Below are 24,364 nucleotides of genomic sequence, written 5' to 3'. Positions count from 1 at the left end.
GTTGGCACCGGCGGTCAGCTTCGAGAACCTGACGCTCGGCTACGACCGCCACCCGGCCGTGCACCACATTACCGGCGACGTGGCGCAAGGCGCGCTTCTCGCCGTTGTGGGGTCGAACGGGGCCGGCAAATCCACCCTGCTCAAAGCCATGGTCGGCGAGTTGAAGCCGCTCAGCGGGCGCATCGATCTCCATGGCCACCTCAAGCACGACATCGCCTATCTGCCCCAGGTGGTCGAAATCGACCGCAGCTTTCCCATTTCCGTCTTCGACTGCGTTGCGATGGGGCTGTGGCGCGAGATCGGCGCCTCGGGTGGGCTCGACCGTGCCGGAAGCGCGCGCGTCAACGAAGCGCTTGAGGCTGTTCATTTGTCGGGACTGGCGGCACGCCCCGTCGGCGCCTTGTCGGGGGGACAGTTTCAGCGTGTCTTGTTCGCGCGGCTCCTGTTGCAGGATGCGAAGGTCATTCTTCTGGACGAGCCGTTCCGCGCGGTCGACGCCAGGACCATTTCCGATCTCATCGGCCTGATCGAACGCTGGCACGCGGAGGGGCGGACGGTCGTTGCCGTGCTGCACGATATCGAACTCGTGCGCCGGTATTTTCCGCAAACCCTGCTGCTGGCACGCGAGGTTCTGGCTTGGGGGCCGACGCCGGAGGTGCTCACGCCGGTCAACCTCGATCTCTCGCGCCAGTTCAACGAGAGTTACAATGAGCGCGCTGCGATCTGCGAGCACGACGAGGCACGCGAAACCGCATGATCGATGCTCTCGTACAACCGTTTGTCGAGTTTGCCTTCATGCGCCGCGCGCTGGTGGGGTCCCTCGCCATCTCCATGACGGCGCCGCCGATCGGAGTCTTTCTGATGCTGCGCCGCATGAGCCTGATGGGCGATGCCATGGGCCATGCGATCCTGCCGGGTGCCGCCCTCGGCTATCTACTGGCGGGCCTCTCGCTCTTTGCCATGAGCCTCGGTGGTTTCGCCGCGGGTCTCGCGGTGGCCGTGGCGGCAGGCTCGGTGGCGCGCTCGCGTGTCATCCGGGAGGATGCGAGCCTCGCCGGTTTCTATCTGCTCTCGCTGGCGCTTGGCGTGTTCCTGGTTTCCGTACACGGCACTAATGTGGACTTGCTCCATGTGCTGTTCGGGTCGGTGCTTGCGTTGGACGATGCAGCCCTGCTTCTCGTCGCCTCGATCGCCACCGTTTCGCTCATCACCCTGGCCGTGATTTATCGGCCTTTGGTCCTCGAGTGCTTCGATCCGCACTATTTGCGGTCCGTGAGCCGCTGGAGTTCACCGACGCATCTGATCTTCCTGGTGCTCGTGGTGCTCAATCTGGTGGCTGGGTTTCAGGCGCTCGGGACGTTGATGGCCGTCGGCATCATGCTGCTCCCGGCCATCAGTTCGCGGTTCTGGGTGGATGGCGCGGGCGGGATGATCGCCGTTGCCATCACGGTCGCTTTCGTGTCGAGCGTCGCCGGGCTGCTTATCTCCTATCATTTCAGCGCGCCGACAGGGCCGACCGTTATTCTGGCCTGCGGCGTGTTCTATCTCTTCTCGATGTTTGCGGGTACGCGGGGCGGCGCACTCTGGAGGCTGATGCCGCGCAGACACTTGGAAGCCTAGTCCTCTCAACAATCATCACACGGAGTATTCCGATCATGCGTTCCCGATTGATACCCATTCTCGCCGCCGCCTCGCTCGCATTTGGCATCTCGTCCTCCGCGCAGGCGGCCGACAAGGTGAAAGCCGTCGCCTCGTTCAGCATTCTCGCCGACATGGTGAAGAACGTGGGGGGCGACCGCGTCGAAGTGGCCGAGCTCGTCGGTCCCGACGGCGATGCCCACGAGTTCAGTCCCACGCCCGCCGACGCCAAGAAGCTGGCCGGGGCGGATGTCTTCTTCGTCAACGGCCTCGGCTTCGAGGGCTGGATGGAACGGCTCGAGACGTCTTCGGGCTTCAAGGGGGCCACCGTTGTCGCCAGCACAGGCGTCAAGCCGCGCAAGATGGACGAAAAGCACGAGGATCATGACGAGCATGCTGAGGACGAGCATGATCACGACGGCGATCATGAGGAGCACGCCAAGCACGAAGATCAGGACGACGATCACGAAGAGCATGCCGAAGGCGACCATCATCACCACGGGGGCATGGACCCGCATGCATGGCAGGACCTCGCCAACGGCGAGATTTACGTCGCCAATATCCGTGACGGGCTGATTGCCGCTGATCCCGGCGGCAAGGCGGTGTATGAGGCCAATGCGGATAAATATCTCGCGGCCCTGAAGGCCGAAAATACGGCGGTGAAGACGGCGCTCGATGCGTTGCCGCAGTCGCGCCGCCGGATCATCACCAGCCACGACGCGTTCGGCTATTTCGGCGACGCCTATGGTTTGGAGATTCTGGCTCCCGAGGGCGTGAGCACGGCCAGCGAACCGTCGGCCAAGGACGTGGCCAAGATCATTCGCCAGATCCGTGAGGACAAGATCCCCGCGGTTTTCCTGGAGAACATCACCAACACCAAGATGCTTGAGCAGATCGCCAAGGAATCCGGCGCAAAGATCGGCGGGACGCTCTATTCGGACGCGCTTTCCGGACCGGACGGCTCGGCCCCGACCTATCTCGACATGTTCAAGCACAATGTCGGGACGCTGACTGCCGCACTGTCCTCTTGAGGAGACGGTGACCAGAGCGCGGCGTTGGCTGGTTGTCCTGCTTGTGCTGTTCGGCGCGGGGCTGACCTATGCCGCCCTCGGTCCGGCCGATTTCCAGGTGAGGCTGGGGCTGCACTGGCTGGTGGAGCACTTTCTAGGGTTCTTCGGCCTGACGCTTCTCGCCTGCGTGGCCTACCCTCGGCCGATGCGCGTGGCGGCGGTGCTGCTCCCCATCGCGGTCGGCCTCGAGGCTGCCCAGGTGCTGACCCCGGACCGGAAGCCCGACCTCGCGACGGCGCTCGTAGCGGCGGCGGCGGTCGCATCGGCGGCACTTCTCGCCGACGCGTTTCTTTGCTGGCGAAGGCGCGGAGCCACTTGAGCGCACCGGACAAGGTGACCGATCAGGGGTCCCAGTCTAGCGCAGGCGTCGCAAATGTGATGTATCCTGCCTCCTGAGGAGATCGATGTGACGATCATCGCACGCAAACAAACCGTAGCGGTCAAAATCGGCAACGTGACCATGGGCGGCGGCGCCCCGGTCGTGGTTCAGTCCATGACCAATACGGACACGGCCGATGTGGGGCAGACCGTGACCCAGGTGGAGGCGCTCGCCCGCGCCGGCTCCGAACTCGTCCGTATCACCGTGGATCGGGAAGAAGCGGCCGCGGCGGTGCCGCTCATTCGTGCCCAACTGGACAAGCGCGGCGTGGACGTGCCGCTGATCGGCGATTTCCACTATATCGGCCACAAGCTCCTGGCGGAAAATCCGGATTGCGCGGAAGCGCTGGCAAAGTACCGCATCAATCCCGGCAATGTCGGCTTCAAGGACAAGCGCGACAAGCAGTTCTCCCAGATCATCGAGATCGCCCTGAAGCACGACAAGCCGGTCCGCATCGGCGTCAATTGGGGCAGCCTCGACCAGGAACTGCTGACGCAGCTCATGAACGAGAACGCGGAGAGCGCAAACCCGAAGGACGCGCGCGAGGTCATGCACGAGGCCATGGTGCAGTCGGCGCTGCTGTCTGCGGCGCGTGCGCAGGACCTCGGTATGGGAGCCGACAAGATCGTGCTCTCGGCCAAGGTCTCGGCAGTTCAGGATCTCATCGCGGTCTATCGCATGCTCGCCGAGCGCTCCGATCTCGCGCTGCATCTGGGCCTCACCGAAGCCGGCATGGGCTCGAAAGGCATCGTGGCCTCGTCGGCGGCCATGTCGATCCTGTTGCAGCAGGGCATCGGCGATACGATCCGCATCTCGCTGACGCCAGAGCCCGGCGGCGACCGGTCGCTCGAGGTCAAGGTGGGGCAGGAACTGCTGCAGAGCATGGGCTTCCGGGCCTTCGTGCCCCTGGTTGCGGCGTGCCCCGGGTGCGGCCGCACCACCTCGACCACATTCCAGGAACTGGCCCGGGACATTCAGGACTTCATTCGCGATCAGATGCCGGTGTGGAAGCGCCAGTATCCCGGCGTCGAGAACCTCAACGTCGCGGTCATGGGCTGCATCGTGAACGGACCGGGCGAATCCAAGCACGCGGATATCGGCATTTCACTGCCCGGCACCGGCGAGACGCCGGCCGCGCCCGTCTTCGTCGAAGGCAAGAAGGTCACCACCTTGCGCGGGCCGGGTGCCGCCGCCGAGTTCAAGCAGATGGTGCTCGACTACATCGAGCAGCGGTACGGCAGCGCCTCGCTTGGCCATAAGGCAGCGCAAAACACGCGTGCCACGGCAGCCGAATAGGCGCTACTTGATCGAGATCGCGTCGCCCGCGATCGACACCGTCAATGCGATCATCGTCACATTGAAGACGAATGCCACGAGGCCATGAGCCGTGGCCGTCCGCCGGATCGTGCATGAGGTGATTGCCACGTCGGACACGGCCGTGGAGGTTCCGATTACGAAGGAGAAATAGACGAAGTCCCAATAGTCGGGGTCGTCGGTCTCAGGAAAGCGCATGCCGCCGCCCTGCCCACGGCGCTCGGTGTAGTACTCGTGCGCATAGTGGAGGGCGAACATGGTGTGGATGAACAGCCAAGACAGCAGCGTGGTCAGAAACATCAGCGCGAGGTAGAGCGGCTGGGCCGAGCCGCTGGCGCTGGCCGCGCGAAGCCAGAACACGATGGCACCGAGGCTCGCCATCCCCGCGATGACCGTGAGCACGGGAATGGTGATACGCCCCTCATCTTGGAGATCGGCCTCGCGGCGGATCCGTCCTGGGTCGGATCGTAGGACCATGACGGTCACGAGGACCAGATAAAGCGCCACGCCCGCGTCCCAGCCAATCAGAAACCGGGTTACGAGCAGAAAGTCGTCTGGCAGTAGCGCGATCAGCGCGACGCAGACGAGCGTGGCGAACATCAGGCGCCAGCGGGCTTGCAGGAAGCGCGACACCCGCGTGTCCCGAAATCGGCGTCGCGGCGATGGCGTGGTGCTCATGTCCGCATTCGAGCCGGATTCGCGTGCCCGCTCAAGACCTCCGCTCGGCCACGAAGCGCGCCGGCGTCGATCAGCATCGCCGCTCTGCCGCCAAAAGGAGCGAGCGCCTCTTCGGCCTCGGCGACGAGTCCTGCCAGATGCGCCTTGGCGCCGTCGATGCCGAGCAGCCCGACCAGCGTGGCCTTTCCACGCTCAGCGTCTTTGGAGGCGGCCTTGCCCATGGCGGCGGCGTCTCCTTCCGCATCCAGAAGGTCGTCCGCGAGCTGGAACGCCTGGCCGAAGGCGCTTGCGAAGCGAATCAGGGCTTCGCGGCTCGCGGGATCGGCCCGCCCCAGCACGGCGCCTGCTTCGCAGGCGAAGCGGAACAGCGCCCCGGTCTTCAGCATCTGCATGGCCGTTGTTTCCTGCGGCGAGAACGGCTGTTGCTCCGCGGCAAGGTCCAGAGCCTGCCCGAGAGCCATGCCTTGCCAGCCGCTGGCTTTGGCCAGCAGGTAGGTCAATTCGGCTCTGACGGCGGGATCGTCATGGCATTTCGGGGCGCTGATGATTTCGAAGGCGATGGTCAGCAAGGAGTCGCCGGCGAGAATCGCGGTGGCTTCGTCGAAGGCGATATGCACCGTGGGGCGCCCGCGTCGCAGTGCGTCGTCGTCCATCGCCGGCAGGTCGTCATGGACCAACGAGTAGCAATGGATGCATTCGAGCGCGCAGGCCGCCTCGAGTGCGGTGTCCTCCGGCACGTCGAACAGCCGAGCCGCCTGGATCAACAGAAACGGCCGCAACCTCTTGCCCCCGCCAAGCGCCGCATAGCGCATGGCTTCGGCGAGCGGCGCCGTTGCGTCAGCGCCGGGCCCTGGCACGGGCTCGTCCTGGCCCAGGAGGACGGAAAGCCGCCCTTGAACCTGGTCGGCGACGCGGTCGATCTCGAATCTAAAACTCATGACGGGCGAAGGGATAGCTGAGGCTTTCTGTCGCCGCAAATTGATCGCATCACCGCTGGGCGCTAGAACGCCCTTCGATGCAGGACAATGAAACCCAAGAACCCGCGGCGCCCACCTCCGAGACCGGCAATGCCATCCCCACGCCAGAAGTCCGCAAGGCTCCCGACGCAACTGCCCTGCAGCCGAGCCAGATGAAATCTCGCGGCAAAAAATCATGGGCCAAACGGCACCCATGGCTGCGGCGCATCGGGATCGCTTTTCTGATTGTGGTGGGCGTCGTCCTGGCCAGCCTCGTCCTGTTTCGCTTTGTGAACCCGCCCATCACGTCGGTCATGGTGATAGAGAAGCTTCGCGGCGAGACATTGCAGCGGCGGTGGGTGCCGATCGAGAAGATCTCGCCCCATATGCGGCTGGCGGTCATCGCGAGCGAAGACGGCAATTTCTGCCGCCACCAGGGCGTGGATTGGGCCGCCGTGCGCCAGGTCCTCGAGTCCGCGAAAAATCTGGAGCCCGCCCGGGGCGCCAGCACCATCCCCATGCAGGTCGCCAAGAACATCTACCTCTGGGAATTCCGATCTTATTTGCGCAAGGCGCTCGAGGTGCCCTTGGCCTATGCGCTCGTCACGATCTGGCCGAAGGAGCGCGTGCTGGAGGTCTATCTCAACATCGCTCAATTCGGTCCCGGCCTGTTCGGGGTCGAGGCCGCGAGCCGGAAATACTTCCGCAAACCGGCTTCGGCACTCACCCAGCGCGAGGCCGTGCTCCTCGCGACCACGCTCCCGAAGCCGAAAGTCCGCAATCCCGCGCGGCCCAACCGGACCCATCGCGTGGTGGCCAATGCGGTGCAGAAACGGCTTCCCTACATCGCCAAGCGGGCGGATTGCGTGCTGAATCCATGAAAAAGGTCGGCTATCGGCCCTGGTCAGCAGCGGAATTTGTGACTATAAGAGCGCCCAACGACGTGCCCCGCGAACGGCGGTGGCGCCAAGAGGTTCAAAGAAATGGCTGTTCCAAAGAGAAAAGTGTCTCGCATGAAGCGGGGCAACCGGCGGAGCCACGACGCTGTCACGGCCCCGGCCTATGTCGAGGATAAGGATTCCGGCGAGCTTCGCCGTCCGCATCACATCGATCTGAAGTCGGGCCGTTATCGTGGCCGCCAGGTAATCACGATCAAGGACGAGGCATAAGAGCGTAAGCTCTTGGGTCTTGCGAACTTTTTTGCTCCGGTGCCGTGGCGCCGGAGCTCTTTTGCTTGCCTGGCCCAAACTTGGCTTCCGTTGCGCCTTCTCCAGTAGGGTCTCGCTAACCAAACCCCCAGAAACCGGCCGGAATCGCCCTTGCGCCCCCTAGTTTGGGCCGCGAATGCGCCCGTTGTCCCTCACCGATTTTCGGCTTCTTAAGCCTTGCCGACTAGCGTTGTTCGACAAGCAACGAGCGCCCAACACACCGTAAGAGGCGCCGCAGGTGCACGCGTAAGGGGCAGGCCAATGGATAGATCCGAGACCACAGCGGCATCCGGCGATGAGCCGCACGCGAGCTCGAAGAGGTGCTGGATCGCCTCCAGACCACGGCCTATTGCTGGGATTTCGCGTCTGACCGAATCGACTGGGCCAAGAACGCCTGCGCCGTGTTGGGCGGCATCGATATTGGCGCCGTTGTGCGCGGCCGCGCATTCGCCTTGCATATCGATCCCAAGCATGCGGCAGCCCGCTACGATGATGTAAGGCGCGTTGCAAAGGCACCCGCCAATGCGTCCATCCCCTATGCGCTGCAGTATCGCTTCATGCCGGAAGGGCGGCGTGGAAAGGCTACAATCTGGGTCGAGGAACGCGGCGTTTGCATCACGGACGCTCGGGGCGAGCCGGTTCGGGCCGAGGGCACGATCCGGGTGGCCGCGGAACGCCGCCGCCGCAGCCGTCCGCAATCGGTGGCCGCTGGCGCAGAGCCGTCCGGCATTCCGTCGCGCGCGGAACTGACCGGGATGCTTTCTCAGCTCCTGTCCGGCCGCGCCGGCCGAGACACGAAAGGCGCCTTCCTGCTCGTGGGCGTCAGCGATCTCACCCGCATCAACGAAACCTATGGCTACGACGTCGGCGATGAGGTCATTTCCATCGTCGGCCAGCGTCTCGCCACCGCCGTGCGGGGCCGCGACTGCCTGGGCCGGTTTTCCTCGAACAAGTACGGCATCGTTCTGCATGGCTGTGACGCCGACGAAGCCGTTGCCGTCGCCAGGCGCATGATCGCCTGCGTGGAGCGGGACATCGCGAGCACCCGCTCCGGCGCCGTTGCCGTTGCCGTGTTCGTGGGCGTCATCTTGCTGCCCGACCATGCGCAGTCCACGCAAGACGCGATCGGGCGCGCGATGCAGGCGGCCGACATGGCCCGCGTCAATCCCCGCGACCGATTCTATATCTACGATCCGTCGTCACCGCGCGAGGCCGAGCGCAAGCGCACCATCGCCATGGCCGACGAAGTCATACGCGCTCTGAACGATCGCCGCATTGCCATCGCCCTTCAGCCGGTCGTGACCTCGGGCAGCCACGATCCGGAATCTACGAATGTCTGCTGCGGCTGCGGCTGCCGGACGGATCGGTTCTGGACGCGAGCGAGTTCGTTCCGGCAGCGGAGGAGCTTGGATTGGCGAAGCTCATCGATCATCGCGCGCTGGAGCTGACAATCGATCTCTTACGTTCCGTGCCGACCCGTAAACTCGCCCTCAATGTCTCGGCTCTGTCCACGACCGACCGGCATTGGATCGATGCACTCGAGGCGCTTACAGGCAAGGACCGGAAGCTCACGGAGCGCCTGACCGTGGAGATCACCGAGACGGCCGCCGTTTCGGACATGGAGGCGACGGCCAATTTCGTCACCGCATTGAAGCGGGCGGGCTGCAGGGTCGCGCTTGACGATTTCGGGGCCGGATACGCCTCGTTCCGCTCGCTGCGCAACCTCGGTGTCGACATGGTCAAGATCGATGGATCGTTCATCGAGAACATCGGCAAAAATTCGAATGACGAGACATTCGTTCAGACACTTCTGGATTTGGCCCATCGCTTCGGCGTCGAGACTGTCGGCGAGTGGGTCGGCGACGAGCGTGCCGTCGATCTCCTCGAAAAGGCCGGGGTGTCCTATCTGCAGGGCGATTTCTTCGGAGCGCCCGAACTGCACGACGACAAGACGGCCTCGCCGAGAAAATCTGCCGGCTAGCCGCCAGGCTCCTCGTCGATCTCTTTCCGAAGCCGTTCGGCGAGCGCGAACAGCAGCGGGTCGTGCGTGCCCAAGCTCTCCAGATGTTCGACCGTGTTTAGGACATAGTCGATATTCGGCCCGGCCTGCCCCCTGCCGGCCCGGACGATGCGCAGTTGCGCCTCGAGGTCGAGTGCGCCTGCATATTGGGCGTGGGTCGGATCGGCTACGAAGGTGAGCGCCCTGACGCTTTGGCCCGACCCGTTTGCCAGCGCAATCTCGCGATAGGTCTCCACGTACACGTCTGTCACCTGCTCGCGCTGGCGCAGATAGGCGATCGTGTCGTTCTCGGCGCCTGGCTCGACGCGGAAGGCCACGCCCTCGCATCGGCCGCCCTCGTCAAGACCGAGGACGAGACCAGGCTCGCTCGGTGTACCCCGGTGCAGGACCGAATAGATGCACAGGGCCCGATGCGCTCCCTCGAGGCGCGCGGGGCTATGTGCATCGAATGGAAAGCCGGGACGCCACATCAGCGACCCATAGCCGAAAACCCAGAGAGCGTTTTTGTCGGCCTCAGTCGTCATGCCCATGCGGCCGGCCGAAATCGGCGTCGGCGGTATCTTGGCCCGCATCGATGATGCTGCGCCGGATGGCACGCGTGCGGGCGAAGTGACCCTGCAGAGATTGCCCGTCGTCCCAGCGGATCATGCGCTGCAACGCGGCGAGGTCTTCGGAGAAGCGGCCGAGAACTTCGAGGACCGCTTCCTTGTTGTTGAGGAACACGTCGCGCCACATGACCGGGTCGGAGGCGGCGATACGCGTGAAGTCGCGGAAAGCGCCGGCGGAGAACTTGATGACCTCGGACTGCGTGACGTCTTCCAGGTCGGCGGCCGTGCCGACGATGTTGTAGGCGATCAGATGCGGAATGTGGCTCGTGATCGCGAGGACGATGTCGTGATGCTCGGGTGTCATCGTCTCGACGGTCGAACCGAGCGCCGTCCAAAGCGCGACGACCTTCTTGACGCTTGCGTCGGTCGAGCGCGCGCAGGGCGTGACGACGCACCAGCGTCCATCGAACAGATCCGCAAAAACGGCCTCGGGGCCGGAGTGTTCCGTGCCCGCCACCGGATGGCCCGGAACGAACGCGGCGTGGTCGGGGAGAGCGTCCGCGACCTGGCGCACGACGGCGGCCTTCACGGAGCCCACGTCGGTGACGATCGCGCCGTCGGCGAGATGTGGGGCAACGGATTGCGCCGCCGCCGCCATGGCGCCTACGGGCACGGCGAGGATCACGAGCTGTGCTCCTGTAACTGCCTCGTCGACGGTCTCGGCGATGGAATCGCAGAATCCGAGATCGCGCGACCGCGCGCGCACGTCCGCCGACCCGTCGAAGCCGGTGACGGTCGTGGCAAGACCGTGCTTCTTGATGCCGCGCGCAAGGGACGAGCCGATCAGACCCAGTCCCACGATGGCGACCTTGTCGAAAAGAGGCTCCGTCATGAAGCGCCTGTGGATTCGGCGCCCATGAACGCGCTCAGCGCTTCGAGCGCGGCCGCGTTTTCGGCTTCGGTTCCGATGGTCATGCGCAGGGCATGGGGGAATCCATACTCCTCCACGCGGCGCAGGATGATGCGGCGCTCGTGCAGGAACGCATCGGCCTCACGCGCCGTCTTGCCCGCCACGTCCGGGAAATGGACCAGCAGAAAATTGGCAACGCTCGGCGTCGTCTTGAGGCCGAGACTTTCAAGTTTTGCAGCCGTGTCGCCGAGCCACGCCTCGTTGTGCGCGATCGCCGCCGCCAGATGCGCGCGATCGCCGACGGCCGCGACTCCGGCCGCGATCGAGGGGCCCGTCAGGTTGAAGGGCCCGCGAATGCGGTTCAGCGTGTCGGCAATGGCGTCGGGACAGTAGGCCCAACCGATCCGCAAGGAGGCGAGGCCGTAGATCTTGGAGAACGTCCGCGTCATGACCACGTTGTCGTTTGCCGAAACGAGCGCGGCGCCGGCCTCGTAATCGTCCTTCCGAACGTATTCCGCATAGGCAGCGTCCAGCACCAGCAGCACGTCGTCGGGCAGGCCCGCGTGCAGCCGCTCTATCTCCGCGTAGGGGAGGTAGGTTCCGGTGGGATTGTTCGGGTTCGCCAGGAACACGATGCGCGTCGACGGAGTCACCCGGGCAAGAATCGCGTCCACGTCCGCGGTGTGGTTTGTCTCCGGGGCGACAACCGGCGTCGCGCCACGGGCCATGATGGCGATCTTGTAAACCAGGAAGCCATGCTCCGTGTAGATTGCCTCTCCCGGGCCGAGATAGGCAGCCGCCAGCAGGTTCAGGAGTTCGTCGGAGCCCGCGCCGCACACGATCCGTGCCGCATCGAGGCCATGCTCGGCGGCCAGCGCTTCGCGCAAGGGCTGCGCCGAGCCGTTGGGGTAGCGCGACAGATGCGGCGCTTCGTTGAGGTAAGCCTCCACCGCCTGCGGGCTCGGCCCGAGCGGTGTCTCGTTGGACGACAGCTTCACGATCGGCCCGGCACCAGGCAGCGCGCTCGTACCCGGCACGTAGGGTGCGATGTCGAGAATGCCCGGCCGTGGGGCCGGAGCGGTCGTCGCGCGCGTAATTTTCGCGGCCATGCGTTTGGCAGCCATCGGTTCGGCAGCCATAAGTCTGCTCCTTATTGGGGCCTCAAAACCCTGCGAAGGGCTTGTCATACGGCGATTTCTTAAGCAAGGCAAAGAAAAGATTGACTCTCATGACGCCATAACTAACCCGGCATTGTATAATTCCAGGTCACCTTGTCAGGGTGGGCGCACGGTCTTTTGTCTGCCTGCGTCGAAACCGTTCTGTTTAGGCCATTACGACGATGAACGAGACTCCGGGAGCGGACAGCTTCGCCGAACTCAAACGGCGGCAGCAGGTTACCGATCCCCATAGCGAAGTGGTGCATTTCCCGGCGAGTGAGGGCCTCCCACTCGACAGCGGAGCTGTGCTTGCGCCCTTTTCCGTCGCCTACCAGACCTACGGCACGCTGAACGCCGACAAGTCGAACCTCGTGCTCGTCTGTCATGCACTGACGGGCGACCAGCACGTGGCCAATCCGCATCCGGTCACGGGCAAGCCGGGCTGGTGGGAGACCATGGTCGGGCCCGGCAAGCCCATCGATACGGACCGTTATTTCGTGCTGTGCCCCAACGTGATTGGCGGGTGCATGGGCTCGACGGGGCCGAGCTCGCTCAATCCCGTGACGGGGCGCCCCTATGGCCCGGATTTTCCGGTGATCACGCTGCGCGACATGGTGCGGGCCCAGGCGCGCCTCTTGGATCATCTCGGCGTCGAGCAGGCGCTGAGCGTCATCGGCGGCTCCATGGGCGGCATGCAGGTGCTCGAATGGGCCGCGACCTATAAGGACCGTGTGTTCTCCGCGATCCCGATCGCCTGTGCCGCGCGCCATTCCTCGCAGAATATCGCTTTCCATGAAGTCGGCCGCCAGGCGGTGATGGCCGATCCCGATTGGTGCGGCGGCCACTATCTCGAAGAGGGTAAGAACCCGCGCAAGGGTCTCGCCGTTGCGCGCATGGCCGCGCACATCACCTATTTGTCGGATCGCGCCTTGCACACGAAGTTTGGCCGCAATCTGCAGGACCGCGAGGAAGTCACCTTCGGCTTCGACGCGGACTTCCAGGTAGAGAGCTATCTTCGCCATCAGGGGATGAGTTTCGTCGACCGGTTCGACGCGAACTCTTATCTCTACATCACGCGGGCCATGGACTATTTCGATCTCGCCGCGGACCACGGCGGCGTGCTCGCAAACGCCTTTGCCGGGACGAAGACGCGCTTCTGCCTGATCTCCTTCACGTCGGACTGGCTGTTTCCGACGGAGGAGAGCCGCGAGGTCGTGCATGCGCTCAACGCGGTGGCGGCCAATGTCAGTTTCGTCGAGATCGAGTCGAACAAAGGGCACGATGCCTTCCTGCTGCACGAGCCCGAGCTGTTCGACACGGTGCGCGGCTTCTTGAGCGCGGCCGCCCGCAGGCGCGGGCTCGACGACGCAAGCACGGGGTCATGACGATGGACGCGCCCGTCAATCCGCCGGCATTGCGGTCCGCCGACACGGCCCGCGTCGATCTTCTACTCATCGCGGAGATGATCGCGCCCGGTTCCCGGGTGCTCGATATCGGCTGCGGCGACGGCACGCTGCTGCGCATCCTGTCCGAGAAGCATGGCGTCGACGGCCGCGGCATCGAGTTGAGCCAGGCCGGCGTGAACCAATGCGTGGCCCGAGGCCTTTCGGTAATCCAGGGTGATGCGGATACGGACCTCGCCTATTATCCGGACATGGCCTTCGACTATGCGATCCTGTCGCGGACCATCCAGGCCACCCGCAACCCGCGGCACGTGCTCGAGCAGCTCTTGCGGATTGGCAAACGGGTCGTGGTCTCGTTTCCGAATTTCGGTCATTGGAGCGTGCGGGCACAGCTCATGTTCGGCGGACATATGCCGCAAACCGACACGCTGCCGGAGACCTGGTACAACACGCCTAATATCCATCTTTGCACGATCAAGGACTTCCTCGCGCTGTGCGAGGATATGGGCGCGAAGGTCGAGCGCGTCGTCGCGCTCAACGCCAACGGCACGAAGCTCGTGTCGATGCCTCTATCGGCGCAGAATCTCTTCGGCGAGCAAGCCGTCTTCCTGCTCTCGCGTTAGGCGCGGCGTCACCGCGCCGGCCGGGACGGGAATCACGCGCCGCCGCATCCTGCGGACCGGCTCGCGCGCAGCGCGCCGCATAGACCTGCTTCGTGGCCTCCACCACGATGACCCCCGAAAAGGCCAGGCCAAGAGCAGATCGCCTGCCCGCTCCCAGAAGTCAGGCCAGCGGGTCAAGAGGCGCCAGTTGAAGGGCGGCAGGTGGAGGACGTAGTGCCAGCTCTCGGGCTGGAACATGGCGTCTTTCAGGAGTCGGGTGAGTTGGCTGCGGCTGAACGGGCTGCCATAGCCGAAGGGCGTGGAATCCATGCGTGCCCAAAGTCCCCGCCGGTTCGGCACCGCCACGAGGATGCGGCCGTTGGGAGCGAGCACCCGCCAGATCTCGCGAAGCAAGGCATGGGGATGCTCGGACCACTCCAGCATGTGCACCAGGAGAATGCGGTCGGCGGCTTCGTCGTCCAAAGGCAGTTCGGTCTCGTCCACGAGGGCCGTATGCGACGCGGCCCGCTCGGGCCAGGGCAGGGCGCCGAGGCGGACGGGGGCGAGCGCGCCCGTGCACAGGGCTTGCGTCCTGAATTCGGCAAGATAGGGCGAAGCATAGCCGAGGCCGAAGACGCGCAAGCCTTCGACATCGGGCCAAAAAGCCCGGAATCGCGGGCGCAACAGACGCCGCACCATCAGGCCGATGCGGCGGGCATAGAAATTCCGAAGGTCGATCGCGTCGAGATGCATGGCGTCCAGTCTATCCTTGGTGCGTTTAGACTTGGTTCGCGCGCCGGGCGGTTTCAATCGTGCCGGTGCCGGAGTAGGGTCCCCGGCGAAACGACCCGGCCCGTTCGACTAGAATCCAAGAGACCGACATCCAAGAGACCAACATGGCCAAGCTCGAGATTTTCCAGTTTCCCACCCGCGCCGACAACTATGGGGTGCTCATCCACGACCCCGAGACGGGCGCGACCGCCTCGATCGATGCGCCCGAGGCCGGCCCGATCCAGGCCGCGCTCGCGCAGAAGGGCTGGACCCTCACCGACATCCTGGTGACGCATCATCACGGGGACCATACCGCGGGCATCGGGCCGTTGAAGAACAAGACCGGCTGCACCGTCTATGGACCCGCGCGGGAGGCTGGTCTGATCCCGGGGCTCGACGTGGAGGTCAAGGAAGGCGATACGGTCTCGGTCGCCACGCGGACGCGACGGTCAATCGACACGGCGGGGCATACGCGCGGCCACGTCAGCTACTATTTCCCGAATGAGGGTGCGGTCTTTGTCGGCGACACGCTGTTCTCCGTCGGCTGCGGCAAGCTTCTGGAGGGCGATGCGCCGACCATGTGGGCCTCTTTGTCGAAGCTCGCGGGATTGCCGCCGGAGACGAAGGTCTTCTGCGGCCACGAATATACCGGCGCCAATTGCCGGTTCGCGCTGACCATCGAGCCGGAGAACGAGGCCCTGCAGGCTCGTGCCGCCGAAGTCGCGCAGAACGACGCCAATGGCCGTCCGTCCCTACCCACCACGATCGGGCAGGAGCTTGCCACCAACCCGTTCCTGCGGGCCTCGAGCCCCGAGATCCAAGCCCGGCTCGGAATGGAAGGCGCGCCGCTGGAGGCCGTCTTCGCCGAGGTGCGCGACCGCAAGGACATGTTCTAGTGGCCGAGGCGTCCGTGTCGCGCGTGCCGAGCGCCGAAGAGATCATCGCCCATCTCGCACTCGAACCGCACCCGGAAGGCGGCTGGTACAAGGAGACCTTCCGCGACGAGGTGGGGACCAACGGCCGCGCCCATTCGACGGCGATCCTGTTTCTTCTGGCCGCGGGTGACGTCTCTCATTGGCATCGGGTGGATGCGGTCGAGACCTGGCACTGGTACGCCGGCGCGCCTCTGGCGCTCAAGATCGCCGACGAGAACGGTGCGGTGCGGGACCTGACTCTGGGGCCGGATCTGTTCGCCGGCGAGCATCCGCAAGGCATCGTGCCGGCTCATGCCTGGCAGAGTGCGCGAAGTCTTGGGCCGTGGACGCTCGTGGGCTGCACCGTCGCGCCCGGCTTTCAGTTCGAGGGTTTCGAACTGGCCCCCGAAGGCTGGGAGCCGTAAACGACCCAACAGGTTGATGTTCGGTCGCGCGCCCCGCTCCGGCGTATGCGTAGCCGAACGCCGACCGACGACGAAAGGAAATCACGTATGTGCACGGCTCTTCTCTATCGGGACGCGAACGGCAACGCCTATGCAGGACGCACGCTCGAACTACCCATGGAGATGCCCTACCAGATCGCGTACCTGCCGGCGGGCCAAGGCTACGAATCCACGGTCCAGGGCAGTGCGCCGCTGCAATACAAGACGGTCTATCCTGTTCTTGCGGTCACGGTTCCGTTCGCGCCCGATGATCTGAAGATCGTCGAGGGGTTGAACAGCGAAGGCCTGACCTTCAGCGCGTTGTCCTATCCGGGGGCGGCGGGGACGCAGGCCGCGTTCGAGAAGACCAAGGCGGCCTTGTCGGCCGTCGATCTCGGCTCCTGGACTCTCGGTCAGTTCGCGACGGTCGCGGACGTCAAGGAGGCCCTTGCGAACCAGCCCGTTCTCCTGGCGCCGCTCGCGATCCTCGGCGGGGCCATGACGCCGTTCCACTACGTTCTGCACGACCGGACCGGTGCCTCGATCGTGGTCGAGTTCTCAGGCGGCGCGCAGTCCGTCTACGACAATCCCGTGGGGGTCATGACGAACGGCCCGGCGTTTTCGTGGCACCTCACCAACCTCAACAACTACACCTTTCTCTCGAATGTCGACCGGTCCGAAAGCCAGTTCGGCGCGCTTCAGGTCGCCCAGCCGGATTCGGGCATCGCAACGGAGGGGTTGCCGGCGTCCAATACGTCGGTGGGGCGCTTCGTGCGCGCGGCCTACTACGCGCAATTTGCCGACAAGGTGTCGGCCCCGAACGATGCCATCATGACGCTCGCTCATGTCATGAACAATTTCGACAGGCCGAAAGGGATCACGGTCGATGTGCGCGGCGGGAGCGGCGGTATCGAGGCTGGCGGCGGCGCGGCAAGCGCCGGGCTGGCCGCAAGTGAATATACGTCGTGGACGGCTTTGACCGACCTTGGCAGGAAGAAGCTTCTCTTGCGGACCTATGCCGGCATCAACTACACGGCATTCGATCTTGGCAGCCTATCGGCTGCGGGCGGGGTGAGGGTGATGCCACTCACCGTCCTCGACCGCATGGCCGAGGACGGGAGCGCGCAACTTCTCGAAGCGGAATCAGCGCCTAGCAATTAGTCCGCGAGCTGACCGCCATTGATGGTGAGCGTCGAGCCGGTGATCCAGGCGGCTTCGTCCGCAGCCAGGAACACGACGCAGCGGGCGACCTCTTCGGCCTCGCCGAGGCGTCCGACCGGGATCTGGCCGACGATCGCTTCCATCACTTTTTCGGAAACGCCCGAAAGCAATTCGGTGGCCACGTAGCCCGGTGCGATGGCGTTGGCGGTGATGCCCTTGCGCGCGCCTTCCAGGGCAAGCGTCCGGGTGAAGCCGATCATGCCGGCTTTGGCGGCGCAGTAATTGGACAGGCCCAACATGCCCTGCTGGCCGTTGATCGAGGAGATCGAGATGATGCGGCCGAACTTGCGGTCGCGCATGCCGTTGATGACTTGCCGGGTGACATTGAACACGGAGTCGAGATTGGTGCGCATGACCTCCGACCATTGCTCAGGGGTCATCTTATTCAGCATCGCGTCGCGGGAGATGCCGGCGTTGTTCACCAGCACTTCGACCGGGCCCACTTCGGCCTCGACAGCGGCAACGCCCTTCTCGCAGGCGGCATAGTCGCCGACATCCCATTTGAAGACCGGGATACCGGTTTCGGCCTTGAACGCGTTCGCGGCGTCGTCATTGCCCGCATAGCTGGCGGCGACGTTGTAGCCCGCGTCTTTCAGCGCCTTGCTGCATGCTGCGCCAATGCCGCGCGTACCACCAGTGACCAGAGCCACCCTTCCCATAGCATCCTCCCTTTGCGCACTTTGGCGCTTGTTTCTTCAACGGCCGATCCCGAGCCCGATTTAGACAAGGACCAATTTGGGCAAAGGCCAAATCGACGTGTGGGGCAGCCTAGGCCACCCCACACGAATTCGTCTCAAAGCTCAAGAGCGTTGGGTTAGTCGCGCTCCAGGCACATAGCTACGCCCATGCCGCCGCCGATGCACAGCGTGGCCAGGCCCTTCTTCGCGTCCGACTTCTGCATCTCGTGCAGGAGCGTGACGAGGACGCGCGTGCCCGATGCGCCGATCGGGTGGCCAATGGCGATGGCGCCGCCATTGACGTTCACCTTGTCGCCGTCCCAGCCCATGTCCTTGTTGACGGCCAGCGCCTGCGCGGCGAAGGCCTCGTTCGCTTCGACGAGGTCGAGATCGGCGACCTTCCAGCCGGCCTTCTCCAGCGCCTTGCGCGAGGCGGGGATGGGGCCGGTGCCCATGATGGTGGGATCGACGCCGGCGACCGCCCAGGAGGCGATGCGGGCAAGCGGGGTCAGACCGCGCTTCTTGGCTTCTTCAGCGGACATCAGGACCACCGCGGCAGCACCGTCATTGATGCCCGAGGCGTTGCCCGCGGTCACGGTGCCTTCCTTGTCGAAGGCCGGCCGCAGCTTGGCGACACTGTCGATGGTGGCGCCTTCGCGGATGTACTCGTCCTCGTCCACGACCACGTCGCCCTTGCGGGTCTGGATGGTCACAGGCGCGATCTCGTCCTTGAACTTGCCGCCCTTCTTGGCCGCTTCCGCCTTGTTCTGCGACGCAACGGCGAAGGCGTCCTGCTCGTCGCGGGTCAGCTGCCACTGCTTGGCGACGTTCTCGGCGGTGTTGCCCATGTGGTAGCCGTTGAAGGCTTCCCACAGGCCGTCCTTGATCATCGAGTCGATGAACTTGACGTCGCCCATCTTGTAGCCGTTGCGCAGGTTCGCGACATGGGGGGCCATGCTCATGTTTTCCTGACCGCCCGCAACCACGACCTCCGCATCGCCCGTGGCGATCTGCTGAGCGCCGAGGGCGACTGAGCGCAGGCCCGAACCGCAGACCTGGTTGATGCCGAACGCGGTGGCCTCCTTGGGCACGCCCGCGGCAATCGCCGCCTGCCGCGCCGGGTTCTGACCTTCGCCGGCCGTGAGCACCTGGCCCATGATCACTTCGTCCACGTCACTGGCATCGACGCCAGCACGTTCAAGGGCGGCCCGAATGGCCGTCTCGCCCAGTGTGTGGGCCGGAACGCTGGAAAGGGAACCGCCGAAAGCTCCGACGGGCGTCCGCGCCGCGCTGACAATCACGATATCTGCGTCTTTCATTCTGTCCTCCCGACTGAAACTCGCCCTTGGGTCATACCGCAGCGCAGTGCGGCTGGAAAGACAAACAAGCCCCTCGAATTAAGGCTTCCGTCAAAGTCTCTGGTGCGGAATACGCCTAACGTGGTACTTATTTTCGCACGTGCGACATAGCGTCAACTACCAGGGGGTGGTCTTCGAACCGTCCGCGGGAATTCCGGGCACCCTTGGGGTTAAGGAGAAAACGACACGTGGCTAGGGATGCGAACCAGGAGAACCGGCCGGTCATCATCAAGAAATACGCCAACCGGAGGCTCTACAACACCGATACAAGCACGTATGTGACCTTGGAAGATCTGGCCGAGATGGTGCGCGCCGAGCGCGACTTCGTGGTCTACGACGCGAAGACCGGCGAGGATCTGACCCATGCCGTGCTGACCCAGATCATCGTCGAACAGGAGAGCCGCGGGACCAACCTCTTGCCCATCGGCTTCTTGCGTCAGCTCATCCGGTTCTACGGCGACGGCATGCAGATGCTGGTTCCCTCCTATCTCGAATTCAGTCTCGACTCCCTCACCAAGCAGCAGGAGAAGTACCGGCGCAACTTTGCCGATACGTTCGGGACCGTGGCCTTCGATGTGATGCAGGAGCAGGTGCGCAAGAACTTCGCGGCCTCGAGAAGGCGCTCGGGATGTTCACGCCCTTCAGCACCGATGCGGTTGGAACGCGCGTGGAACAGATATCCGACGAAAGCGCCACCAAGTCCTCTTCCGAGTCTGAGAGCAGCGAAGACGACATCGATACGCTTAAGGCCGAGCTACAGGCCATGCAGGAGCGGCTGGAGAAACTATCGCGCACCTAGCGCGTCGTAGTCTTCCACGAAACACGAATCCGGAAATGAGTTGGGGCTGGGCAGCTACAAAGCCTACGCCGCTTCGGACGTAGCAGGCTGGTGCAGATGCGCCGCGGTCAGGTCCGCCTCGACGAATCTGCGGGCCCGGGCCGTGTCGGCCAGAAGATGGATATGCACCTCATTCGCACCGATCTTCGCGCCTTCATGGCGCAGGCGGGCGAGATTGAGCGACATCGCGTCGTCCTTCGTGTTACCGAAGGCCAGCGCCTCACGCGACCCGTCGTCATGACGGCGGACCAAGATGAAATTGGCCTGCGGCAGCGCCGGACACCCCACGAGCGAATAAACGCTGTGAAGATAACGGCGTCCCGATGCCCCGCGCCAATAGTGGAAGGCTTGGTCGAAAGCTGCTTCCGCGCAAACGAGTGCCGGCTCGTCCGACGGGCCGTAGGTCCCGTTTTCGGAAGACACAAACTCGGAAGCGTCTGAAGAATTCGTCCACATCGACATCTTGTCCCGTTAACCTTGGCGACTCTAACTCAAATGGGTTGAGCGATCGAAAATTCAAGCTTTTCGCCGCCTCAATGTGTAGGTAGAACAAAATATGAACTTGGCGGCCTGGGGCGCAAGCTTTTAAGTGTTAACAAGGGGTTAACGGATTTTGGTCTTGGCGTTGGCTTCGGCCAGGAGGCGGTCCGAAGCGGTCTCGACAGCCTCTTGCAGACGGCTCATGAACTCGGCCTTGGGCAGGCCCGGCGGCAGGGGATCGAGGATCTCCACAATGACGGTGCCCGGCTTTCGCCGCCAGGTGCGGCGGGGCCAAAATACCCCTGAATTCAAGGCGATGGGGACGCACGGCACGTCCAACGCGTTGTAGAGGAGCACGATCCCCGTGTGGTAGGCGGGCGGCGCGCCGGGCGGACGGCGGGTGCCTTCGGGGAAGATGATGATCTCCCGGCCTTTGGCGATGCGATCCTTGGCATGGCGCAGCATGTTGCGCAGCGCGGCGGGGCCTTTGTCCCGGTCGACGGGGATCATCCCGAATTTGTAGGAGAACCAACCGTGAAACGGGATCCAGAACAATTCGCGTTTCATCAGAAGCGCCGGGTCGTGAAAAAGCGGAATGAGCGCGAAAGTTTCCCAGGCCGATTGGTGCTTTGACGCGACGAGGAACGGCGGCTCGGGCAGTTTGTCGAGACCCCGGATTTCGAAATCGAGACCGACGATATGTTTCAGGAGCCAGAGTTCGGTCCGGGCATGGACCTTCAAGGCTGCCATGGACCACCGGCGCGGTGTGAAGAAGAACGGAAATCCGAACACCACGAACAGCGCGGTCGTGACGTAAAACAGAATTCCGAAAACGACGGAGCGAAACATCGAGGCCTACGGTTCAGGTTCGTCGGCCGGCGGCACCGAGGTTCCCGGCAGCGCGACACGGGCGAGGTTGGTCGCCCAAAGCCGGCCGAGAGCCGGTAGATATTTCAGGTACTCCGACAGAAGCAGCTTGGTCGTACCTGGAAATTCCCACCAGCGTGCCACTTCGACATTGTTGTCCACAACGGGATAGGGAACGAGCACGATTCCCGGCATCGCACGCTCCAGCTCGGCCAGCGCGCGCGGCATGTGATAGTTGGAGGTGACCACGATCACGGACCCATAGCCGTTCTCCGCCACCCAACGGGCCGTTTGCGTCGCGTTGTCGATCGTGTTGAGCGCCGCCTTGTCGATATCGACGCAGCAGTCGAAATAGCGAGTGCCTCCGGGGTGAGGAGCTTGAGCTGCTCGAGCGTGGTTTCGCGATTTACGCCCGTGATCAGCATACGCCGGGCTTTTTTCTTGGCCATCAGCTTCATGGCCTCGTCGATACGGGAGACGCCGCCCGTCAGCACGGTGATTCCGTCCGTGGCATGCGGGGGATCTTTTGGCTCCCGGGCCAGCCCGTTGGCGAAGACGATGAAGCCGATGATCAGCATGACCAGCAGGAGGATCGTTCCGTCGAACACGAGACGGACGAATCCGAGCGGGCCGCGGAAGCGATGGAAGTGCTTCGGGCGCGGATTGGCATCCTCGCTGCCGTCTATGTTGATGGTCTCGTTCAACGACTACTCCGGATACGGCATTGCGCCACGCAGCACAGGGAGGTTCTAGACCGGACCGAGCCGATCGGAAACGTCCTGCTCAGTCGCGTTCAAGCATAGGTTTTCAGGACGCGAAAGACCCCAAGCCGGGAAGTGACCATGCAGAGCGCCGCGACGACCACGACAATCAGCGCCAGGAGGAAATATCCGCCGATGTCGAGTTCGCCGCTTCCTAGCAGACGGCGGGTTTCCGCTTCGGTAACGGCCCCTCCGCCGAGGAGGCTGACCAGCAGGGGCATGAGCAGAAAGGTGATTGCCGCAGCGATCGCGCCGACGAGCCCGCCCTGACCCCAAGCCCTAACTTGCCGCTCGAACTCGCTAGAAATGAAGCGGTCGTTGGCGCCGACGAAATGCAACACCTCGATAATCTCGCGATTCGTCGCCATGGCGCTGCGGGTGGCCGAGATGATGACGGCGACGTCGCGGCCGCGACGAGCGCCAGAACCGCGATGCCGCCAAGTGCCGTCGATCGCGTGATGAGTTTGATTTCCGACTGCCAGCGCCTGTGATCGTCGAGCGTGACGCCTTCGAAGTTTTCGCCGAGCGCTTTCTGGATCGCCTCGATATCGGGCGGGTTCGAGCGATCGATTTCCACCGCGATCAAGCGCGGCACGGGCAGTGCCGAAAGCGCCTCGGTCGACCCGATCCACGGCTCGAGCAGTTTGGCCGAATCGTCAGCACTCATCGGTTTGACGCGGCTGATGCCCGACTGTTTCGCCAGAAACAGGGAGACCAAGGTCATCTTTTTCTCGATGTCCGTGGTCTCCAGCGGGTTGAGTTCGATGGTGATCTCGCTGGCGATGTCGTCCACCCATGCGCTTGCCGATTGGTGAACCATGTAGACCCCACCGGCTGTGAGACAGGCGAGAAACGTCATGATGGCGATAACCATCGTCAGTGCCCGGCCTGCGACGGAGGCTGGCGGGACGATTTGGGAGGCGGGCGCTGGAAGCGCTTGGGAAGACGCGCGGCGAGCCGTGCCGGAAGAATGCCTGCGAGCAGGCTCGTCCAGGGATAGTCCTTGATGTCGCTGAGGAACGTCACGGAGCGTTCACCTACCGGACGCTGAGTTGAGGGGCGCCGACCTGAAGGCGGCCTTCCTGGAGCATCAGTCGCGGGGCCTCGAGCTGCTCCATCAGACCATAGTCGTGCGTTGCAATGATTACGGACGTTCCGAGCCGGTTGAGCTCAACGAAAAGACGGAGCAATCGGTTGCCGATCGCCGGATCCACATTGCCGGTCGGCTCGTCGGCCAGCAGCAATTCGGGGCGGCCGATGACCGCTCGGGCGATCGCCGCGCGCTGTTTTTCCCCGCCCGAGAGAGTTTCTGGGTAGGCGTGGATACGATTTCCGAGGCCCACCCAATGGAGAAGATCGGTCACGTCGTCGGCATAGTCGCTCTCAGTCTTGCCCATGACGCGGAGCGGCAAGGCTACGTTTTCCCAGGTCGTCAGATGGTCCAGAAGCCGGAAATCCTGAAACACAATACCGATTCGGCGCCGGAGGGCGGCCCGTCCCGCAGGCGCTAGATCGGCTAAATTCTCACCAAAAACAAAGATCAAGCCCCGGCTGGGGCGTATCGACATAAAAAGAAGACGCAGCAATGATGTCTTTCCAGCACCGGAAGGTCCTGTCAGAAAGTGAAAGGAGCCTGGGTGCACGTGAAAGGTGACATCGCGCAAGATTTCCGGTCCGGAGCCATAGCGTAGCCCAACATTGTCAAAGCGGATCACCCGACTTCCTTGCGCCTCTTAACATTGCGGAATACTGGCACTTTATGCTGAACTCCCCGTCCTGTATCAATGGTATAGGGTAACCAGATGGGGCGTCCCACATATTCATTGTGTAGTGGGCGATTGCGGCAATCAAAATGGCGACACTAATTATTTGTCCCGCGTGCGGAACGCGTTACCAGATCAAGGCGGCCTTCCCGCCAGAAGGCCGGAAGGTCCGCTGCGCAAAATGTAGTCACGTCTGGCAGGCGCAGCCTGCGGAGGCGGAAGCCGCAGCGCCGCAGCCTGCAGCCGCGCCGCAGCCAGCGGCCGCGCCTCAGCGCCCCGCGCCACAGCCCGCGCCCGCGCCACAGTCCCCGCCGCCACCGCCTCCGGGCGCCGCCGCGCCGCCGCCGCCTCAGGCCGCGCCTTCGAGTGCGCCAATGCCCCCGCAGGC

The 24,364-nt window shown here is 63.9% G+C and carries 31 protein-coding genes and 1 pseudogene; 17 read left to right on the top strand and 15 right to left on the bottom strand.

The window, feature by feature from the left end; translation table 11 throughout:
- Position 1: 1 nt before the first annotated feature.
- From AUC70_RS14765 to ispG, 5 genes are all read left to right on the top strand, one after another.
- Entirely contained in the window at positions 2-757 is a 756-nt protein-coding gene (locus AUC70_RS14765; RefSeq protein WP_069445745.1) for a metal ABC transporter ATP-binding protein, read from the top strand.
- On the top strand, positions 754-1,620 hold the full coding sequence (locus AUC70_RS14760) for a metal ABC transporter permease (protein ID WP_069445559.1): 867 nt from the start codon (positions 754-756) through the stop codon (positions 1,618-1,620). The genes AUC70_RS14765 and AUC70_RS14760 overlap by 4 nt, the downstream gene beginning before the upstream one ends.
- 35 nt (positions 1,621-1,655) lie before the next feature.
- The gene (locus AUC70_RS14755) at positions 1,656-2,669 is read left to right on the top strand and encodes a metal ABC transporter substrate-binding protein (RefSeq protein WP_069445558.1); all 1,014 of its coding nucleotides are present in this window, start codon (positions 1,656-1,658) and stop codon (positions 2,667-2,669) included.
- Between the two features lie 7 nt (positions 2,670-2,676).
- Positions 2,677-3,027, top strand: coding sequence for a hypothetical protein (locus AUC70_RS14750; RefSeq protein ID WP_069445557.1), 351 nt, complete (start codon positions 2,677-2,679; stop codon positions 3,025-3,027).
- Positions 3,028-3,090: 63 nt separating this feature from the next.
- Complete coding sequence (ispG, locus tag AUC70_RS14745; protein WP_069445556.1) at positions 3,091-4,383, top strand: flavodoxin-dependent (E)-4-hydroxy-3-methylbut-2-enyl-diphosphate synthase; 1,293 nt, start codon at positions 3,091-3,093, stop codon at positions 4,381-4,383.
- 3 nt (positions 4,384-4,386) lie between these two features.
- Here the strand turns inward: ispG and AUC70_RS14740 are convergent, their stop codons facing one another.
- Positions 4,387-5,079, bottom strand: a complete 693-nt coding sequence (locus AUC70_RS14740) for a DUF1345 domain-containing protein (RefSeq protein WP_069445555.1) — start codon at positions 5,077-5,079, stop codon at positions 4,387-4,389.
- On the bottom strand, positions 5,076-6,017 hold the full coding sequence (locus AUC70_RS14735; RefSeq protein WP_342022599.1) for a polyprenyl synthetase family protein: 942 nt from the start codon (positions 6,015-6,017) through the stop codon (positions 5,076-5,078). Before AUC70_RS14735 ends, AUC70_RS14740 begins: the two co-directional genes overlap by 4 nt.
- A gap of 77 nt (positions 6,018-6,094) precedes the next feature.
- On the opposite strand from AUC70_RS14735, the gene mtgA reads away from it, so the two are divergent.
- The 4 genes from mtgA (at position 6,095) to AUC70_RS14715 (ending at position 9,224) form a co-directional block, all read left to right on the top strand.
- Complete coding sequence (gene mtgA / locus AUC70_RS14730; protein ID WP_244505658.1) at positions 6,095-6,916, top strand: monofunctional biosynthetic peptidoglycan transglycosylase; 822 nt, start codon at positions 6,095-6,097, stop codon at positions 6,914-6,916.
- Between the two features lie 102 nt (positions 6,917-7,018).
- Entirely contained in the window at positions 7,019-7,204 is a 186-nt protein-coding gene (gene rpmF, locus AUC70_RS14725) for a 50S ribosomal protein L32 (RefSeq protein WP_069445554.1), read from the top strand.
- Between the two features lie 359 nt (positions 7,205-7,563).
- On the top strand, positions 7,564-8,691 hold the full coding sequence (locus tag AUC70_RS14720) for a diguanylate cyclase domain-containing protein (protein ID WP_069445553.1): 1,128 nt from the start codon (positions 7,564-7,566) through the stop codon (positions 8,689-8,691).
- Positions 8,580-9,224 carry an EAL domain-containing protein gene (locus tag AUC70_RS14715; protein WP_342022755.1) on the top strand — a complete coding sequence of 215 codons (645 nt, stop codon included), beginning with the start codon at positions 8,580-8,582 and terminating at the stop codon, positions 9,222-9,224. The genes AUC70_RS14720 and AUC70_RS14715 overlap by 112 nt, the downstream gene beginning before the upstream one ends.
- On the opposite strand, the gene AUC70_RS14710 is transcribed toward AUC70_RS14715, so the two are convergent.
- The 3 genes from AUC70_RS14710 to hisC are packed head-to-tail and all read right to left on the bottom strand — an operon-like array spanning position 9,221 to position 11,830.
- Positions 9,221-9,793, bottom strand: a complete 573-nt coding sequence (locus AUC70_RS14710) for a gamma-glutamylcyclotransferase (protein ID WP_069445743.1) — start codon at positions 9,791-9,793, stop codon at positions 9,221-9,223. The two genes, AUC70_RS14715 and AUC70_RS14710, sit on opposite strands and share 4 nt — an antisense overlap.
- Complete coding sequence (locus AUC70_RS14705) at positions 9,777-10,703, bottom strand: prephenate/arogenate dehydrogenase family protein (RefSeq protein ID WP_069445551.1); 927 nt, start codon at positions 10,701-10,703, stop codon at positions 9,777-9,779. The genes AUC70_RS14710 and AUC70_RS14705 overlap by 17 nt, the downstream gene beginning before the upstream one ends.
- Positions 10,700-11,830 carry a histidinol-phosphate transaminase gene (gene hisC, locus AUC70_RS14700; RefSeq protein WP_069445742.1) on the bottom strand — a complete coding sequence of 377 codons (1,131 nt, stop codon included), beginning with the start codon at positions 11,828-11,830 and terminating at the stop codon, positions 10,700-10,702. The genes AUC70_RS14705 and hisC overlap by 4 nt, the downstream gene beginning before the upstream one ends.
- A 230-nt stretch (positions 11,831-12,060) precedes the next feature.
- Here hisC and metX point away from each other — a divergent pair, with 230 nt between their 5' ends.
- Together metX and metW are read left to right on the top strand one after the other, a co-directional pair.
- The gene (gene metX, locus AUC70_RS14695; RefSeq protein ID WP_069445550.1) at positions 12,061-13,263 is read left to right on the top strand and encodes a homoserine O-acetyltransferase MetX; all 1,203 of its coding nucleotides are present in this window, start codon (positions 12,061-12,063) and stop codon (positions 13,261-13,263) included.
- A gap of 2 nt (positions 13,264-13,265) precedes the next feature.
- Positions 13,266-13,904 carry a methionine biosynthesis protein MetW gene (gene metW, locus AUC70_RS14690; RefSeq protein WP_083241630.1) on the top strand — a complete coding sequence of 213 codons (639 nt, stop codon included), beginning with the start codon at positions 13,266-13,268 and terminating at the stop codon, positions 13,902-13,904.
- On the opposite strand, the gene AUC70_RS14685 is transcribed toward metW, so the two are convergent.
- Positions 13,851-14,636: a methyltransferase domain-containing protein gene (locus AUC70_RS14685; RefSeq protein WP_244505657.1), complete on the bottom strand. Its 786-nt coding sequence runs from the start codon at positions 14,634-14,636 to the stop codon at positions 13,851-13,853. The genes metW and AUC70_RS14685 overlap by 54 nt on opposite strands.
- A gap of 143 nt (positions 14,637-14,779) precedes the next feature.
- Here AUC70_RS14685 and gloB point away from each other — a divergent pair, with 143 nt between their 5' ends.
- From gloB to AUC70_RS14670, 3 genes are all read left to right on the top strand, one after another.
- Positions 14,780-15,550 (top strand): hydroxyacylglutathione hydrolase, encoded by a 771-nt coding sequence (gene gloB, locus AUC70_RS14680; RefSeq protein ID WP_069445548.1) that lies wholly within the window; start codon positions 14,780-14,782, stop codon positions 15,548-15,550.
- A complete protein-coding gene (locus tag AUC70_RS14675; RefSeq protein WP_244505656.1) occupies positions 15,550-15,993 on the top strand; it encodes a cupin domain-containing protein in 444 nt (147 codons plus the stop codon). Before gloB ends, AUC70_RS14675 begins: the two co-directional genes overlap by 1 nt.
- 87 nt (positions 15,994-16,080) lie before the next feature.
- Complete coding sequence (locus AUC70_RS14670) at positions 16,081-17,172, top strand: linear amide C-N hydrolase (RefSeq protein ID WP_069445547.1); 1,092 nt, start codon at positions 16,081-16,083, stop codon at positions 17,170-17,172.
- Here AUC70_RS14670 and phbB read toward each other — a convergent pair.
- Together phbB and AUC70_RS14660 are read right to left on the bottom strand one after the other, a co-directional pair.
- On the bottom strand, positions 17,169-17,891 hold the full coding sequence (gene phbB, locus AUC70_RS14665) for an acetoacetyl-CoA reductase (RefSeq protein ID WP_069445546.1): 723 nt from the start codon (positions 17,889-17,891) through the stop codon (positions 17,169-17,171). The genes AUC70_RS14670 and phbB overlap by 4 nt on opposite strands.
- A gap of 155 nt (positions 17,892-18,046) precedes the next feature.
- A complete protein-coding gene (locus tag AUC70_RS14660) occupies positions 18,047-19,228 on the bottom strand; it encodes an acetyl-CoA C-acetyltransferase (protein ID WP_069445545.1) in 1,182 nt (393 codons plus the stop codon).
- A 227-nt stretch (positions 19,229-19,455) separates the two neighbouring features.
- On the opposite strand from AUC70_RS14660, the pseudogene phaR reads away from it, so the two are divergent.
- A pseudogene (gene phaR / locus AUC70_RS14655) lies at positions 19,456-20,066 on the top strand (polyhydroxyalkanoate synthesis repressor PhaR).
- Between the two features lie 63 nt (positions 20,067-20,129).
- Here phaR and AUC70_RS14650 read toward each other — a convergent pair.
- The 5 genes from AUC70_RS14650 to AUC70_RS14630 form a co-directional block, all read right to left on the bottom strand.
- Positions 20,130-20,528, bottom strand: coding sequence for a hypothetical protein (locus tag AUC70_RS14650; RefSeq protein WP_141702161.1), 399 nt, complete (start codon positions 20,526-20,528; stop codon positions 20,130-20,132).
- Between the two features lie 180 nt (positions 20,529-20,708).
- Positions 20,709-21,434, bottom strand: a complete 726-nt coding sequence (locus tag AUC70_RS14645; RefSeq protein WP_069445543.1) for a lysophospholipid acyltransferase family protein — start codon at positions 21,432-21,434, stop codon at positions 20,709-20,711.
- Positions 21,435-21,440: 6 nt separating this feature from the next.
- Positions 21,441-21,731, bottom strand: coding sequence for a YdcF family protein (locus AUC70_RS18225; protein ID WP_069445542.1), 291 nt, complete (start codon positions 21,729-21,731; stop codon positions 21,441-21,443).
- Positions 21,704-22,156, bottom strand: a complete 453-nt coding sequence (locus AUC70_RS18220) for a hypothetical protein (protein ID WP_069445541.1) — start codon at positions 22,154-22,156, stop codon at positions 21,704-21,706. The genes AUC70_RS18225 and AUC70_RS18220 overlap by 28 nt, the downstream gene beginning before the upstream one ends.
- Positions 22,157-22,245: 89 nt before the next feature.
- The gene (locus tag AUC70_RS14630) at positions 22,246-22,581 is read right to left on the bottom strand and encodes a cell division FtsX domain-containing protein (RefSeq protein ID WP_069445540.1); all 336 of its coding nucleotides are present in this window, start codon (positions 22,579-22,581) and stop codon (positions 22,246-22,248) included.
- Positions 22,582-22,713: 132 nt separating this feature from the next.
- Here AUC70_RS14630 and AUC70_RS14625 point away from each other — a divergent pair, with 132 nt between their 5' ends.
- Positions 22,714-23,028, top strand: coding sequence for a hypothetical protein (locus AUC70_RS14625; RefSeq protein ID WP_069445539.1), 315 nt, complete (start codon positions 22,714-22,716; stop codon positions 23,026-23,028).
- A 61-nt stretch (positions 23,029-23,089) separates the two neighbouring features.
- Here AUC70_RS14625 and AUC70_RS17260 read toward each other — a convergent pair whose 3' ends face one another.
- Entirely contained in the window at positions 23,090-23,239 is a 150-nt protein-coding gene (locus tag AUC70_RS17260; RefSeq protein WP_158007468.1) for a hypothetical protein, read from the bottom strand.
- Positions 23,240-23,250: 11 nt separating this feature from the next.
- Complete coding sequence (ftsE, locus tag AUC70_RS14620) at positions 23,251-23,928, bottom strand: cell division ATP-binding protein FtsE (RefSeq protein WP_069445538.1); 678 nt, start codon at positions 23,926-23,928, stop codon at positions 23,251-23,253.
- 137 nt (positions 23,929-24,065) lie between these two features.
- On the opposite strand from ftsE, the gene AUC70_RS18965 reads away from it, so the two are divergent.
- Positions 24,066-24,364: zinc-ribbon domain-containing protein (locus tag AUC70_RS18965; RefSeq protein WP_193427326.1), on the top strand; the 299-nt coding region annotated here is incomplete at its 3' end.

Origin of the sequence: Methyloceanibacter stevinii (assembly GCF_001723355.1) — a bacterium.
GTDB lineage: Bacteria > Pseudomonadota > Alphaproteobacteria > Rhizobiales > Methyloligellaceae > Methyloceanibacter > Methyloceanibacter stevinii.
This window is presented reverse-complemented; position numbering and strand designations above follow the sequence as displayed.

What these genes read in the sequence shown, in the direction of transcription:
- AUC70_RS14760 (WP_069445559.1), top strand. Translation starts at nt 754, where the DNA reads ATGATCGATGCTCTCGTACAACCGTTTGTCGAGTTTGCCTTCATGCGC.
- AUC70_RS14755 (WP_069445558.1), top strand. Translation starts at nt 1,656, where the DNA reads ATGCGTTCCCGATTGATACCCATTCTCGCCGCCGCCTCGCTCGCATTT.
- AUC70_RS14740 (WP_069445555.1), bottom strand. Translation starts at nt 5,079, where the DNA reads ATGAGCACCACGCCATCGCCGCGACGCCGATTTCGGGACACGCGGGTG.
- AUC70_RS14735 (WP_342022599.1), bottom strand. Translation starts at nt 6,017, where the DNA reads ATGAGTTTTAGATTCGAGATCGACCGCGTCGCCGACCAGGTTCAAGGG.
- mtgA (WP_244505658.1), top strand. Translation starts at nt 6,095, where the DNA reads ATGCAGGACAATGAAACCCAAGAACCCGCGGCGCCCACCTCCGAGACC.
- rpmF (WP_069445554.1), top strand. Translation starts at nt 7,019, where the DNA reads ATGGCTGTTCCAAAGAGAAAAGTGTCTCGCATGAAGCGGGGCAACCGG.
- AUC70_RS14710 (WP_069445743.1), bottom strand. Translation starts at nt 9,793, where the DNA reads ATGGGCATGACGACTGAGGCCGACAAAAACGCTCTCTGGGTTTTCGGC.
- AUC70_RS14705 (WP_069445551.1), bottom strand. Translation starts at nt 10,703, where the DNA reads ATGACGGAGCCTCTTTTCGACAAGGTCGCCATCGTGGGACTGGGTCTG.
- hisC (WP_069445742.1), bottom strand. Translation starts at nt 11,830, where the DNA reads ATGGCCGCGAAAATTACGCGCGCGACGACCGCTCCGGCCCCACGGCCG.
- metX (WP_069445550.1), top strand. Translation starts at nt 12,061, where the DNA reads ATGAACGAGACTCCGGGAGCGGACAGCTTCGCCGAACTCAAACGGCGG.
- metW (WP_083241630.1), top strand. Translation starts at nt 13,266, where the DNA reads ATGGACGCGCCCGTCAATCCGCCGGCATTGCGGTCCGCCGACACGGCC.
- AUC70_RS14685 (WP_244505657.1), bottom strand. Translation starts at nt 14,636, where the DNA reads ATGCATCTCGACGCGATCGACCTTCGGAATTTCTATGCCCGCCGCATC.
- gloB (WP_069445548.1), top strand. Translation starts at nt 14,780, where the DNA reads ATGGCCAAGCTCGAGATTTTCCAGTTTCCCACCCGCGCCGACAACTAT.
- AUC70_RS14670 (WP_069445547.1), top strand. Translation starts at nt 16,081, where the DNA reads ATGTGCACGGCTCTTCTCTATCGGGACGCGAACGGCAACGCCTATGCA.
- phbB (WP_069445546.1), bottom strand. Translation starts at nt 17,891, where the DNA reads ATGGGAAGGGTGGCTCTGGTCACTGGTGGTACGCGCGGCATTGGCGCA.
- AUC70_RS14660 (WP_069445545.1), bottom strand. Translation starts at nt 19,228, where the DNA reads ATGAAAGACGCAGATATCGTGATTGTCAGCGCGGCGCGGACGCCCGTC.
- AUC70_RS14645 (WP_069445543.1), bottom strand. Translation starts at nt 21,434, where the DNA reads ATGTTTCGCTCCGTCGTTTTCGGAATTCTGTTTTACGTCACGACCGCG.
- AUC70_RS14630 (WP_069445540.1), bottom strand. Translation starts at nt 22,581, where the DNA reads ATGGCGACGAATCGCGAGATTATCGAGGTGTTGCATTTCGTCGGCGCC.